Below are 12,629 nucleotides of genomic sequence, written 5' to 3'. Positions count from 1 at the left end.
TCCGGAAGGGGGCAGGCGCACGGATACCAGGCCACCGGGACCTGCCGCGTGGCCGAATCGAGTCCCGGGAGACGCATCGTGACTACCGCACGCGAGATCATGACGCCGGACGCCACCTGCATCGGTGCCGACGACAGCATCCTGGACGCGGCGAAGAAGATGACCGACCTCGGAGTGGGTGCGCTGCCGATCTGTGGCAGCGATCAACTCCTGAAGGGCATGCTCACCGACCGCGACATCGTCGTGAAGGTCCTCGGCGCCGGGAAGGACCCCGCCACCTGCACGGCAGGTGAGCTCGCCCAGGGCGAGGCGGTCACCATCGGTGCCGACGACGACGCCGCCGAGATCCTGCGGACCATGACCGAGCACAAGGTTCGGCGCCTGCCCGTGATCGACGGCCACACGCTCGTCGGCGTCGTCGCCCAGGCCGATGTCGCCCGCTCTCTCCCCGACCCGCAGGTCGGCCAACTCCTCGAAGCCCTCTCCAGCTGACACTCGCGCCCAGGCGGCTCGTGAAGAGCACCGGCCGCCCGGGCGGAGCGGCATGCCGAGGCCTGCGACGGAGACGAGGGCAAGCCCGACACCGGCCACGAGGGGCCGGTCGACGTCTCCGCGGGATCAGACGCGCGGCCGCCGCCGGCGTCCCCCGGCCCCTCTCCTGCGGAGGCGAAAAGCGCACTGATCGTGCGGCGCCGGCGGCGAGGTGCCGCACTACGCACACGTGACCCAGGAGGCATGATGAAAGCCGTGACCTGGCAGGGCCACCGCAAGATCGAGGTGGCAACCGTTCCGGACCCGCAGATCGCCGAACCCACGGACGCCGTGGTCGAAGTAACGACGACGGGCCTGTGCGGATCGGACCTGCACCTGTACGAGGTGCTCGGGCCCTTCCTGGACGCGGGGGACATCCTGGGACACGAGCCGATGGGAGTCGTCGCCGAGGTGGGGCCCGAGGTCCGCGAACTGAAGGTCGGCGACCGGGTCGTCGTACCGTTCAACGTGTCCTGCGGGACCTGCTTCATGTGCGAGCGGGGACTGCACTCGCAGTGCGAGACGACCCAGGTCCACGAGCACGGCAGCGGCGCGAGCCTGTTCGGATACACCAAGCTCTACGGGCAGGTGCCCGGCGGGCAGGCCGAGTACCTGCGCGTCCCCTTCGCCGACACGCTCCCGATCCGTGTTCCCGAAGGGCCACCGGACGAACGGTTCGTGTACCTGTCGGACGTCCTGCCGACCGCCTGGCAGGCCGTCGTCTACGCCGACGTCCCACCCGGCGGCAGCATCGCCGTCCTGGGCCTCGGACCCATCGGCGACATGTGCACCCGCATCGCCGCCCACCGGGGGGCCGGCAAGGTGATCGGCATCGACCTCGTCCCCGAACGGCTCGCCCGCGCAGCCGGCCACGGCGTCCAGGTCTACGACCTGTCCCACTACGGAGACCAGCTCGTCGACGCGGTCCGCAGCGCCACCGGCGGCCGGGGCCCGGACGCCGTGATCGACGCCGTCGGCATGGAGGCCCACGGCAGCGTCGGCACCAAGGCCGTACAGACCGCGACCGGCCTGCTCCCGGACGCCATGGCTGCCGCCCTGATGAAGAAAGCCGGGGTCGACCGCCTGGGCGCCCTGAAGCTGGCCATAGAACTCGTACGCCGCGGCGGCACGATATCCCTGTCCGGCGTCTACGGCGGCGCCGCCGACCCGCTCCCGCTCCTCACGATGTTCGACAAGCAGATCCAGCTGCGCATGGGACAGGCCAACGTCCGCCGGTGGGTCGACGACCTGATGCCCTTGGTGACCGACGGCGATCCTCTCGGAGTCGAGGGCTTCGCCACCCACCACCTGCCACTGGACGACGCTCCGCGGGCGTACGCGGACTTCCAGGCGAAGCGGGACGACATGGTGAAGGTCCTCTTCCATCCCTGACGGCTGAGCCGCTCAGCGCGTATCAGCTCCCCATCGCGCCGTCAGGAGGTGATGCGGAGGACGCACACATCGTCGCGGCGATCGCCTTGGGCCGTGAGGGCGGTCACCAGGTCGCTGAGACTCGGCTCGGTCGGCGGTGTCGCGGTGACCGCGTGGACGAGGCGGGTGAGGCTGTCGCCGAGATCCTCCCCAGGCCTTTCGATCAGCCCGTCCGTGTAGAGGAAGACCTCATCGCCCTCACGCAGGGTGATGGTGGCCTCGGCGTAGCGGGCGCCGTGGGTGGCGCCCAGAAGCACGCCCTCCGGCGGATCCAGGTAGCGGGCTCGGCCGTTACGGACGAGGAGAGGCGGGAGGTGACCGGCTCTGGCCCAGGTGAGGGTGCCGGTGTCCGGCTGGTAGCGGGCCATGATCACGGTGGCGGTGGCTGCTGCGAGGCTGTCGGCGGAGTGCAGGAGCAGGAAGTTCAGGCGGGCCAGGATTCCGGTCAACGGGGTGCCGGTGACGGCCATGCCCTTGGCGGTGAACCGCAGCTGGGCCATGGTTCCCACCGAGTCCATGCCGTGGCCGGCGACGTCGCCGACGACGAGGAAGACACTGCCGTCGGGGAGCTCGATGGCGCTGTACCAGTCGCCGCCGACGTTGAGGCCCTGGTAGACCACGTCGATCTGCAGGCCGGCCAGGTGCACTGATTGCTGCGGCAGGGGCAACAGAGCGTGCCGCAGGCGGGTCGCGAGGTCGCGTTCGGCGTTGAGCTGGCTGCGGTGGGCTGCCGCGGCGAGCTGCCGCTGGAGGAGTTCGTCCTCGATGACCTTCGTGGCGGTGACGTCCTGGAAGAAGCCGTGGACCTCGACGGTGTTGCCTTCGGCGTCACGCTCGGCCTCCGCGACGGTCCGTAGGTGCCGTACACCGGCCGAGGTGAGCTCACCCACGCCGACGACGACCACACCGCCGGCATTCTGCTCACTGCGCTCACCGACTTCGCGGCTCACGCCCCACGACTGCGCACCGGACAACCCGTGCACGTCCCCTCGCCCACCGGAATGCGCCTGGAGCAGGCGCTACTGCCTCGGGACGCATTCTTCGGACGCACCGAACAAGTCTCCTGGGAGCAGGCCGAGGGACGCATAGCCGCAGAAATGCTCACTCCCTACCCGCCCGGCATCCCTGCCGCACTGCCCGGCGAACGCCTGACCGCAGACGTCCTGGGCTACCTCCGCACCGGAGTCGAGGCCGGCATGGTGATCCCCGATGCCGTCGACACCGATGCGACGAGTGTCAGGGTGCTGCGAGAAGAGGGCTGAAGAGGCCAGCCCGGAGGCGGCAGGGCGGGGCCGTACGCACTCGGAAGCGGAAGGAGGCGGCCATGTTGCCGGACCCCGCGCCCCGGTCGGCGTCCTCGGCCCCCGACAGCGCGGTCACGTGCCGGTTGCTGCTGGTGCGGCATGCGAAGGCCGCGCCGAAGGGCCAGCCGCTCGATGACTTCGACCGTTCCCTGAGCAAGCGCGGAAGGGCGGACGCGCTCCGGACGGGCCGCTGGCTCGCGGAATCCGGTTTCGAGCCAGACCTGGTGCTGTGCTCGCCGGCCCGCAGGACGCAGCAGACCTGGCAGCTCGCGGCCCCCCGCCCTGGAGGACCCATCCCCCGCCGTGTACGACGAGCGTCTCCACAACGCGGCGCCGAGCATGCTGGCCACCGTACTGGCGGAGCGGGACCGGGCTTCTGCTCCCTGGGCCTGGTCGGCCACAACTCAGGCATCCACGAGCTGGCCGCCGGGCTGTGCGGGAGGCCCTCCGGACCTGCTGGAGCGGGTGAGGGCGGGTTTCCCGACAGCGGACGTGGCCGTGATGGACGTACCCGGCGGCTGGGAGCGGCTGTTCCCGGGCAGCGGGACCGTGGCCGCCTTCGTGTCACCGGCCGAATGACGGCGCCGGTCAGCTGCGTCCGGCCACCGGGACCGACCCCCTCCTGGGGCGTAGCCTGCCCTACCTCGTAGCGGCGGTCTCGTTGTCCAGCAGGTCCAGCAGCAGCGCCCGGTGGAGGGCGGCGACAGGCTCCAGCAGGTCGGGATGGCGCAGCAAGGGCGCGGCGCCGTGTTCGTGGTCGCCGGGGCGGGTGAGCCGGGCGACATCTCCTGCCTGGTCGCGATCGACGAGGTGGTGGGCGTCGAGGGCCAGGGTGGGGTCGGCGAGGAGGCAGGCGGCCCAGCTGACGACGGTTTCGTCCACCCATGTCCGCCAGTCGGCTTCGGCGTCGTCGCCGTGGTCGGCGCCGGTCAGCCGGTCCAGCCGGGCGCTTCCGCCCGGGCCGAGGAGATGCAGAAGCTCTGCGTCGAGCGGCGTCGGGTACCGCAGGGCCGTGGCGAGGGTGACGGCCTGGCGGGCCTGGGCCTCGGCCAGGGCCTGGCTGAACGCGCCCGGGGAGGGCGGGAAGGCGGTGAGTAGCCAGCGGGTGCCGGCGGCTATGACGGGCGTGAGATGGGCGGACACGGCGGCTTCCTCGGGGGCGTGCTCGCCTGGGCCCGGCCGGGTCCGCGAGCTGCGGCGCGAAGCTGCGCCGCTCCGCTCGTGGCCGACCAGCGTAGCCGCAAGCGACGGGCGTGCGGCATGACGCACGTCACCCTCCGTCCGGGGCGGCGGGCCGGACGTGTACCCGCGGCCCGCCGTCCCGGAGCGGAGGTCAGGACTTGCCGCGGCCGGTCACGAAGTCGCGTGCCCGGTCCACCAGGCCGGCGCCCGGTGCGACGAGTTTGCTGGCCGTGGGGCTGCTCGGTGCGGCGGGGTGCGGGCGGGTGGGTGCCATGGCCTTGGCGCGGCGGATCTTGTCACCGAGGTCGTCCAGCTGCTGCGGGGTGCAGGCTCTCTTCAGCATCGGGAAGAGGTTGCTCTCCTCGTCCTGGACGTGGGCGGCGACCTCCTCCATGAGCTGCTGCAGGAGCGGGCTCATTTCTGCGTCGTCGGTCTTCATCTTCTCCAGTCGCTTGAGCATCTTCTCGACGCGGCCGTGGTCCTCGATCTCCTTGTCCGCCATCGGCCCGCCGCCCTCGACGTGCTCGCGTACGGCGGGGTAGAGGTACTGCTCCTCGGCGACCGAGTGCCGCACCAGCTCGATGGTGATCTCGTCGATGAGATCGCGGAGCTCCTGCCCGGTGCCGGTCATGGCTTGGATCCGGGCGAACATCCCCTCCACCTCGCGGTGGTCGGCCATCAACTCATCGATCACATTTCCGCCGTGTCCCATGTCGCCTCCATGCGTGTTCGGGTCGGGCCTGTCCGGCCCGATCCGATCGGTTCCCCGCTGGACGTGCGGGCGCCCGCACGCACGGGGCGTCTCACCCGCTCGGGGGAGGCAGCCACCTGCGGAAGGTGGCTGGTTCACCGCGCGATGCTTCTGCTGGTCAGCAGTCGGTCGAGCGGCCAGGTCGTGATCAGCCGGTCCGATCCGAGGCCGATCCGGGCGGCACGTGCGTAGCCGGTGCTCTGCCAGTGCAGCTGCTCGGGGGCGTGGGCGTCGGTGTCCACGGCGAAGAGACAGCCCGCGGCTGCGGCCTGCGCGAGCAGGTCGTCCGGGGGGTCGCGCCGTTCGGGCCGGCAGTTGATCTCCACCGCGGTACCGGCCTCCGCGCACGCGGCGAACACGGCCTCGGCGTCGAAGCGGGACTGCGGGCGCCCCCGCCCGGTGATGATCCGTCCCGTGCAGTGCCCCAGGACGTCGACCCGCGGGTTGTGCACCGCGGCCACCAGGCGGGCTGTCATCGGTTCGGGTTCCGAGCGGAGCTTGGAGTGCACGGAGGCCACGACGATGTCGAGCCGGCCGAGGAGATCTTCGTCCTGGTCGAGCGAGCCGTCGTCGAGGATGTCGCACTCGATGCCGGTGAGCAGCCGGAAACCGGGGCCCGTCCGGGAGTTCACTGCGGCCACGGCCTCCAGCTGGCTTTCGAGCCGCTCGGGGCTCAGTCCGTGGGCGATCGTCAGCCGCGGCGAATGATCTGTCAGAACGGCCCACCGGCGGCCCAGGGCGCGGGCCGCATCGGCCATGTCCTCGATCGGGCTGCCCCCGTCCGACCAGTCGGAGTGCAGGTGGCAGTCCCCGGTACTCGCGGCCGCCAGCTGCCAGCCGGCTCTAGCGGCCGGGTCGGCTTCGGCCTGCAGGCGGGCGAGGTAGTTCGGTACCGCCCCGGTCGATGCCTGGGCGATCACCTCGGCGGTGACCGGCCCCACCCCGTGCAGTTGTGTGACCTGGGCGGCCTCCACCGGGCCCGGTGGTAGATCGCGGACGGCGTCGGCCGCCGTGTGGAAGGCCCGCACGCGGTACGGGGACGCCCCGCGCCATTCGAGGAGGAAGGCGATCCGACGCAGGGCTTCGTCCGGGGTCACGGCAGCGGGGTTCCGCCCGTGGCGTTGACGATCTCGCCCGTGATGTAGGAGGCCCCGTCGGAGGCGAGGAAGACGTACGCGGGTGCCATCTCCGCCGGTTGTGCGGGCCGGCCCAGCGGTGACTGCTCGCCGAACTTCGTCGGGTCGGGCATGGTCGCCGGGATCAGGGGGGTCCAGACCGGCCCGGGGGCGACGGCGTTCACCCGGATTCCCCGCTCGGCGAGCATCTGGGCCAGGTTGTGGGTGAAGGAGATGATCGCGGACTTGGTCATGGCGTAGTCGAGGAGGTGCGGGCTGGGTTGGTAGCCCTGCACCGAGGCGGTGTTGATCACCGAGGCGCCGCGCGGCATGTGGGCCAGAGCGGCCTTGGTGAGCCAGAACATCCCGTACAGGTTGGTCTTCATCACCCGGTCGAACTGCTCGGTGGTGATCGCCTCGATCCCGTCCGGCTGGGCCATCTGGTAGGCGGCGTTGTTGACGAGCAGGTCGATGCCGCCCAGCTCGTCCTCCGCCTTGTCGACGAGGGCGGTGCACTCGTCTTCGTGCCGGATGTCGCAGGCCACGGCAACCGCCGTGCGGCCCGCCTCGCGGATCAGGCGGCCGGTTTCGTCGGCCTCCTCCGCTTCCTCGGACAGGTGGGTGAAGACGACGTCGGCGCCTTCCCGCGCGAAGGCCAAACAGACGGCCCGGCCGATCCCGGAGTCCCCTCCGGTGACCAGCGCCTTGCGGCCGTGCAGCAGGCCGTGGCCCTGGTAGGTGTCCTCGCCGTGGTCGGGGCGGGGATCCATCGCCTCCGTCGAGCCGGGATGGCTCTGGTCCTGCTCGGGAAACGGGGGGCGGGCGTGGAGCGACACCGGATCGGTGAGGCGGGGCTGGTCGTGGGAGGGCATCGCGGTCTCCTTCCGGCATGGTCAGCGCGGGGTGTCAGGCAGAGGGCGGGCAGGGGGCGGCCTTGAGGCGGCGCGCGAGGTGCGCGGTGTTCGCGGCCAGGGTCTTGGTGGTGGCGGCGGTCTTCTCGGGAGTCTTGTCGAGGTCCTGGTAGTCGGTGCCCTGCATGGCTTCGCCGACCCAGTAGGTGACGGCGTTCGGGGCGAGGGAGAAGCCGACGTCGCCCAGGCCTTGGAAGAGTTCGGCACTGACGTGGTGGGCGCCGTCCTCGTTGCCGACGACACACACCGCGGCGGCCTTGCCGTACGTGAGCATGCGGCCCTCGTCGTCGCTCTCGCCGAGTTCGGCGTCGAGCCGTTCCAGGACGCGCTGCGCAATGCTGGAGGGGTGGCCGAGCCAGATCGGCGTCGACAGGACCAGGATGTCGCAGCCCAGGATCGTGTCGCGGATCTCCGGCCAGGCGTCACCGTCCCCCATGTCGACCTCGACGCCCGGCTTGACGTCGTGATCGGCGATACGGATCACCTTCCCGGTGACCCCGTGATCGGCCAGGGCGGCCATGGTCTGTTCGGCCAGCAACTGGGAGCTGGACGGCTTGGGCGAGGGCGAGAGCGTGCAGACCAGCGCGACGGCGCGCAGCGGGGTGGTTTCGGTAGTGGTGTCCATGTGGTCCGGCTACCCGGATCGTCACCGCGTATCCCGCTCCCTGTGTGGCGAGAGCGTCGATCTGGGGCGGGAAGTGCATTCCGGCCGCTCCTACCGCCCGGTTGAACCCGGGCGGTAGGAGCTGCCGGCGGTGCCCTTCCGCCTTGAGGGTGTCGGGCAGGACCTTGTCGGCCATGCTCTGAGTCATGTTCCGCGTCTACCCGTGCCGGGCAGACCACGCCACGGCATCCCGACAGGGCCGGCTGACGTGGGGCACCCCCTTGCGGCGGCCGTCCCACGGAACGCAGCCGCCCTGAGCCGTACGCGGCGTGGCTTGCGCGCCGGAAATGGGCCGAGGCGGGAAACTGTTCGGCCACCTCGTCTCCGTGCTGGATGGAGGACCCGCCATACTGCTGACCCACACCCTCGATGGAGGCGTGCTCATCGTCCGGCTCGCCCCTGCCTTGGCCGTACGCCACCGCGGGCCTGCCGCGCCTGCGGGACACAGGCCGCGGCCGTGAGTGGCGGTCGCGTTCCCGGCAGCCGTCCCCTGGGCCGCGTGGCGGAAAGCGGCGACGCATGTCGCACAGCGCTCATCGTGATCGACATGCTCAACACCTATGAGCACGAGGACGCCGAGGTGCTGGTGCGGTCCGTGCGCGAAGCCCTGCCGGGCGTCGGGGCGCTGCTCCGGCTGGCGAGGGATGCGGGGGCGCCGGTCGTGTACGTGAACGACAACTTCGGCCGCTGGCGCTCCCACCACGGCGAGATCCTGGAAGCCGCCCTGGCGGGCCGTTACTCCGACCTGGTGGAGCCGATCGCGCCGGACGAGGAGTCCCTGTTCGTCGTCAAGGCGCGGCACTCGGTCTTCTACGAGACGCCCATGGCCTACCTGCTGGGCCAGCTCGATGTGCGGCGGGTGGTGCTGTGCGGGCAAGTGACCGAGCAGTGCGTCCTGTACTCGGCCCTCGACGCCCACATCCGGCACCTTGAGGTCGTCGTGGCCATCGACGCGGTCGCCCACATCGACGCCGGTCTCGCCGAAGCGGCCCTGCGCATGATGGAACGCAACATGTCGGCCGAACTCCGTCCGAGCGGCGAGATCACCTTCGAGGGCGCCCCTTCAGGCTGACGGCGGCCCGGACGACGTCGGCCGCTCGGGGCCACCCGCTCGTTCGACAAGGGTGAGGGCGGCTGCGGCGGTCTTGAACTGCGGCTGCTTGGAGACGGGATCCCAGACGGTGGCGATCAGCTCGTTCGCGGCACGCCCCACAGCCCCCGGGGCCGGGGCGTTGCCGGCGGGGGTGTCCCAGTACCCGTAGTGGAAGGGGACGAACAGCACGCCGGGGCGGATGGAGCCGATGCGCAGGCGCCCGCGCAGCGCACCGCACCGCGTGGTGACCTCCACGAGGTCGCCTTCCGCCAGTCCGAGGCCGGCCGCGTCGGAGGCTGCGATCTCCACCCACACGTCCGGCGCCGCGGCCGCGAGTTGGGGCACCCGGCCCGTCTTGGTGCGGGTGTGGAAGTGGTAGATGGTGCGCCCGGTGGTCAGGTGGAAGGGGTGGCTCTCGTCCGGCCACTCCTTCGGCGGGACGTAGGGGGCGGGCTTGATGAGCGCCTTCCCGTCCGGGTTCATCGACCGGTACCGCTCCTCGCCCAGCGGCTCGCCGGTCACCAGGTCCTTCCCGTACGTCTCGCACAGGTCCGGGTGCGCCCAGGCCGCGCCGTCGCCATAGAGGCGGTCCGTACCGTCGGGGGCGCGCTCGGTACACGGCCACTGGATGCCGCTGGGGCCTCGGAGCTTCGCGTAGCTCAGGCCGGTGTAGTCGCAGGGCCGTCCGGCACTGCACCGCTTCCACGCCTCGAAGGCCTCTTCCGGGCCGCTCCAGTGGACCAGGGGTCCGCCGTCCTTGTCCTCGAAACCCATGCGGGCCGCGTAGTCGAGGAAGACGTCCAGGTCCGGGCGGGCCTCGCCGGGCGGGTCCACGGCCTTCTCGGACAGGTGGACGGTGCGGTCGGCGTTGGTGAAGGTGCCGGTCTTCTCACCCCAGGTCGCAGCGGGCAGCACCACGTCGGCGAACTGCGCGGTCTCGGTCAGGAAGAGGTCCTGGACGATCGTGAACAGGGCTTCCTGGGCGAGAACGGAGCGGATCCGTGACAGTTCGGGCAGGGACACGGCAGGGTTGGTGGCGCTGATCCACAACATCCGTACCGTGCCCTCTTCCGCCAGTCGGAAGATCTCCATGGCGTGGGTTGGGGGCCCGTCGTGCGGGATGGCCGACGGCTCCACGTTCCACACGCGGGCGAGGTCGGCAACATGTGCCTCGTTCTGCCAGTTCCGGAAGCCGGGCAGGTCGCCGTCGGCTCCGCATTCGCGGGTGTTCTCGGCGGTGGGCTGGCCGTTCATCTGGAGCACCCCCGCCCCGGGACGACCGAGCATGCCGCGGATCAGATGGAGGTTGTTGACCTGGACGGCGGCCGCGGTCGCCTGGTTGGCCTGGTAGAACCCCTGCAGCACGGTCGACAGCAGCCGGTCGGCGGTGCCGAGCAGCTCGGCGGCCTCCTCGATCGCGGCTGCCGGCACATCGCAGATGCCCGCGGCCCACCGCGCCGTGCACGGTTCGACCTGCCGGCGCAGAGCCTCGAAGCCGACCGTGTGCCGGGCGATGAAACCGGGGTCGGTCCACCCGTGCCGGATGACCTCGTGCAGGAGCGCGTTGAGCAGCGCCACGTTGGTGCCGAGGCGGGGCGCCAGGTGCACGGTCGCCCGGCGCGCCACCGGGGTCAGCCGCGGGTCCACGCACAGCAGCTGCGGCGGGTCGGGGCCGTCCAGCCGGTCCAGGATGCGCATCCACTGGACTACTTGTGTCTCGGCGATGTTGTGCCCGAACAGAGCGATCGCATCCGCGTGGTCGATGTCCTCGTACGAGCCGGGCTGGCCGTCGCTGCCGAAGGACTGCTTCAGCGCCTCGGCCGCCGTGGCCGTGCACAGGCGGGTGTTGCCGTCCAGGTGAGGGGTGCCGATCCCGGCGCGGGCCAGCACCGCGAGGGTGTAGTACTCCTCCAGGAAGAGCTGTCCGGACGTGTAGAACGCGATCGCTTCCGGCCCCCGGGAACCGATGAGCTCCCGCGACCTGGCGACGATGCGGCCCATTGCCGTCGGCCAGTCGCTGTCCACGAGGCGTCCGTCCTCGCGGACCAGCGGCCGGGTCAGGCGGTCGGCGGAGCCGTTGGCCTGCCACGCGTAGAGGTCCTTCGGCTCCAGCCGGCCACGGTTGACGCGGTCGCCGGCCCGGCCACGGACCCCCACGATCCGCCCGTCCCGGACGGCGATGTCCATCGCGTCACCATCGGAATGCAGGAGCGATGCCGACCGCACCCACGCGTCGACCTCGCCCTCGGCCACGCCCGTTGCCAGGCAGGAGTCGGTACGGACGGGCCACTGCCCGCCCCGGCCGTATGGGGTGCGGCGTCCCCACGGATCGCCGATCCGATCGGCGGACGCGTCCACCGGATTCCGCCTCATGGCCGCTCCTCTCCACCGGGCGGCGCCTGCACCGGGGCGGCGCGCGCCGCCGAACCCTCGATGAGCGGCGCCTACCCGGCGCGCGCCGCCTGACACGGCTCGCGCCGCAGGCGTGACACACGCGGAGCGGGGCAGGTGCCCAAGGCGGACAGGCCTGACCGCACCAGTTGCCGGCCGGAAGGAGAATGGACCATGGCCGCGCCCACTTTGCCGCGCCACGTCACCACGACCGTCTTGCGGCCCCTCGGCACGCCCGTACCGCTGGGCTTTCTGGCTCTGGCGGGGGCAGCGTTCGTCACCGCGGGCCTCCAGCTCGGATGGGCGCCGCCTACTGAACGGCACGCGGCCGCCGTGGTCATGATTGCGTTCGCCTTCCCGCTGCAGCTCCTGGCGTCCGTACTGGGCTTTCGCGCCAGGGACACCGCCTTCGGCACGGCCATGGCCGTCCTGGCCGGGAGCTGGCTCGTCCAGGGTGGCCTTCTGAGCGTCGGGCCCGTGCCCGGTGCACGGCACGTCCTCGGCATGTTCCTGCTGGTCACCGCCGCGAGCCTGCTCGTACCGATCGCCGCCGCAGGCACCGGCAAGCTCGCGGCCACGGCCGTCATCGGCTGCGCCGCGCTGAGGCTGTGCGCGTCCGGGATCCACGAGCTGACCGGGGCACCGGGATGGGAGAACACCGCCGGCGTCATCGGGCTCATCCTGACGGTAGCCGCCCTGTACGCGGCGGCGGCCTTCGCGTTGGAGGACGCCCGGCACCGGCCCGTCCTCCCCGTGGGACGCCGCGGCCCCCGCTACGACGCTGTCGGCGAAGGCATCGAGCCAGGAGAACGCCGAGAACTGTGACCGGCACCGGCCCCCATCGGGCGTACCGGTACGGCGCCAGCCGTTCGGCGGCGCGTGTGCGGAAGGCGATCGGCATGAATCCGTCCGCCGACAGCACCCCGCCCTTCTGGCCCTGCATTGCTTCCCCGCCGTCCGGGAGGAACTGCGCGCGGACGACGGACCCTGCGCCCGGGCCTTCGCCCACGAGGTGCGGCGCTGCTACCCGTTCGCGCCGTTCGTCGGCGGCCTCGCCGCCCGCGACCTGCGATTCGATGCCCAAGACGCGCCCGAGGGCACGCTGGTGCTCCTCGACGTACCCGGCCACCCCCGCGACCCGGACCTCTGGACGGAGCCACACCGCTTCGACATGCCGGAGCAGGACCTGCGCATCCCCGTCAACCGCGTCCCCACCCGGCCCCGCAGCGGTGTTGTCCTGCACGTCCCGCCTCGGG

The 12,629-nt window shown here is 71.5% G+C and carries 12 protein-coding genes and 2 pseudogenes; 7 read left to right on the top strand and 7 right to left on the bottom strand.

What is annotated here, in order from left to right:
• Nucleotides 1-78 precede the first annotated feature (78 nt).
• Both ACGFYQ_RS32050 and ACGFYQ_RS32045 read left to right on the top strand, forming a co-directional pair.
• On the top strand, nt 79-492 hold the full coding sequence (locus ACGFYQ_RS32050) for a CBS domain-containing protein (protein ID WP_365957164.1): 414 nt from the start codon (nt 79-81) through the stop codon (nt 490-492).
• A gap of 246 nt (nt 493-738) precedes the next feature.
• Nucleotides 739-1,923 carry a zinc-dependent alcohol dehydrogenase gene (locus tag ACGFYQ_RS32045; RefSeq protein ID WP_393749744.1) on the top strand — a complete coding sequence of 395 codons (1,185 nt, stop codon included), beginning with the start codon at nt 739-741 and terminating at the stop codon, nt 1,921-1,923.
• Between the two features lie 41 nt (nt 1,924-1,964).
• Here the strand turns inward: ACGFYQ_RS32045 and ACGFYQ_RS32040 are convergent, their stop codons facing one another.
• A complete protein-coding gene (locus tag ACGFYQ_RS32040) occupies nt 1,965-2,480 on the bottom strand; it encodes a PP2C family protein-serine/threonine phosphatase (RefSeq protein ID WP_393749743.1) in 516 nt (171 codons plus the stop codon).
• Nucleotides 2,481-2,840: 360 nt separating this feature from the next.
• Between ACGFYQ_RS32040 and ACGFYQ_RS32035 the strand changes: the two are divergent.
• From ACGFYQ_RS32035 to ACGFYQ_RS32025, 3 genes and pseudogenes are all read left to right on the top strand, one after another.
• Nucleotides 2,841-3,224, top strand: a pseudogene (locus ACGFYQ_RS32035) (ornithine decarboxylase); the annotation flags it as partial.
• A gap of 62 nt (nt 3,225-3,286) precedes the next feature.
• Nucleotides 3,287-3,499: pseudogene (locus ACGFYQ_RS32030) on the top strand (SixA phosphatase family protein); the annotation flags it as partial.
• Between the two features lie 70 nt (nt 3,500-3,569).
• Nucleotides 3,570-3,845 (top strand): hypothetical protein, encoded by a 276-nt coding sequence (locus tag ACGFYQ_RS32025; protein ID WP_393749747.1) that lies wholly within the window; start codon nt 3,570-3,572, stop codon nt 3,843-3,845.
• Nucleotides 3,846-3,905: 60 nt separating this feature from the next.
• On the opposite strand, the gene ACGFYQ_RS32020 is transcribed toward ACGFYQ_RS32025, so the two are convergent.
• The 5 genes from ACGFYQ_RS32020 to ACGFYQ_RS32000 form a co-directional block, all read right to left on the bottom strand.
• Entirely contained in the window at nt 3,906-4,409 is a 504-nt protein-coding gene (locus ACGFYQ_RS32020; protein ID WP_393749680.1) for a hypothetical protein, read from the bottom strand.
• Nucleotides 4,410-4,599: 190 nt separating this feature from the next.
• On the bottom strand, nt 4,600-5,160 hold the full coding sequence (locus tag ACGFYQ_RS32015) for a hemerythrin domain-containing protein (RefSeq protein WP_393749679.1): 561 nt from the start codon (nt 5,158-5,160) through the stop codon (nt 4,600-4,602).
• A gap of 134 nt (nt 5,161-5,294) precedes the next feature.
• Nucleotides 5,295-6,296, bottom strand: coding sequence for a PHP domain-containing protein (locus ACGFYQ_RS32010; RefSeq protein ID WP_393749678.1), 1,002 nt, complete (start codon nt 6,294-6,296; stop codon nt 5,295-5,297).
• Entirely contained in the window at nt 6,293-7,186 is an 894-nt protein-coding gene (locus ACGFYQ_RS32005; RefSeq protein WP_393749677.1) for an SDR family oxidoreductase, read from the bottom strand. Before ACGFYQ_RS32005 ends, ACGFYQ_RS32010 begins: the two co-directional genes overlap by 4 nt.
• Before the next feature lie 34 nt (nt 7,187-7,220).
• Nucleotides 7,221-7,850 carry a flavodoxin family protein gene (locus ACGFYQ_RS32000; RefSeq protein WP_393749676.1) on the bottom strand — a complete coding sequence of 210 codons (630 nt, stop codon included), beginning with the start codon at nt 7,848-7,850 and terminating at the stop codon, nt 7,221-7,223.
• 586 nt (nt 7,851-8,436) lie between these two features.
• Between ACGFYQ_RS32000 and ACGFYQ_RS31995 the strand changes: the two genes are divergently transcribed.
• Complete coding sequence (locus ACGFYQ_RS31995) at nt 8,437-8,961, top strand: isochorismatase family cysteine hydrolase (protein WP_393749675.1); 525 nt, start codon at nt 8,437-8,439, stop codon at nt 8,959-8,961.
• On the opposite strand, the gene ACGFYQ_RS31990 is transcribed toward ACGFYQ_RS31995, so the two are convergent.
• Nucleotides 8,953-11,355: a molybdopterin oxidoreductase family protein gene (locus ACGFYQ_RS31990; protein ID WP_393749674.1), complete on the bottom strand. Its 2,403-nt coding sequence runs from the start codon at nt 11,353-11,355 to the stop codon at nt 8,953-8,955. The two genes, ACGFYQ_RS31995 and ACGFYQ_RS31990, sit on opposite strands and share 9 nt — an antisense overlap.
• Before the next feature lie 192 nt (nt 11,356-11,547).
• Between ACGFYQ_RS31990 and ACGFYQ_RS31985 the strand changes: the two genes are divergently transcribed.
• Nucleotides 11,548-12,198 carry a hypothetical protein gene (locus tag ACGFYQ_RS31985; RefSeq protein ID WP_393749673.1) on the top strand — a complete coding sequence of 217 codons (651 nt, stop codon included), beginning with the start codon at nt 11,548-11,550 and terminating at the stop codon, nt 12,196-12,198.
• Nucleotides 12,199-12,629 lie beyond the last annotated feature (431 nt).

The sequence above is a fragment of the Streptomyces sp. NPDC048258 genome (assembly GCF_043201995.1).
Lineage (GTDB): Bacteria > Actinomycetota > Actinomycetes > Streptomycetales > Streptomycetaceae > Streptomyces.
The sequence above is the reverse complement of the archived record's forward strand: the minus strand, read 5'-3'. Positions and strand labels throughout refer to the sequence as shown.

Excerpts from the sequence above, each read along its gene's own strand:
- ACGFYQ_RS31990 (WP_393749674.1), bottom strand. The coding sequence starts at position 11,355 with ATGAGGCGGAATCCGGTGGACGCGTCCGCCGATCGGATCGGCGATCCG.
- ACGFYQ_RS32005 (WP_393749677.1), bottom strand. The coding sequence starts at position 7,186 with ATGCCCTCCCACGACCAGCCCCGCCTCACCGATCCGGTGTCGCTCCAC.
- ACGFYQ_RS31995 (WP_393749675.1), top strand. The coding sequence starts at position 8,437 with ATGCTCAACACCTATGAGCACGAGGACGCCGAGGTGCTGGTGCGGTCC.
- ACGFYQ_RS32040 (WP_393749743.1), bottom strand. The coding sequence starts at position 2,480 with ATGGACTCGGTGGGAACCATGGCCCAGCTGCGGTTCACCGCCAAGGGC.
- ACGFYQ_RS31985 (WP_393749673.1), top strand. The coding sequence starts at position 11,548 with ATGGCCGCGCCCACTTTGCCGCGCCACGTCACCACGACCGTCTTGCGG.
- ACGFYQ_RS32000 (WP_393749676.1), bottom strand. The coding sequence starts at position 7,850 with ATGGACACCACTACCGAAACCACCCCGCTGCGCGCCGTCGCGCTGGTC.
- ACGFYQ_RS32045 (WP_393749744.1), top strand. The coding sequence starts at position 739 with ATGAAAGCCGTGACCTGGCAGGGCCACCGCAAGATCGAGGTGGCAACC.
- ACGFYQ_RS32015 (WP_393749679.1), bottom strand. The coding sequence starts at position 5,160 with ATGGGACACGGCGGAAATGTGATCGATGAGTTGATGGCCGACCACCGC.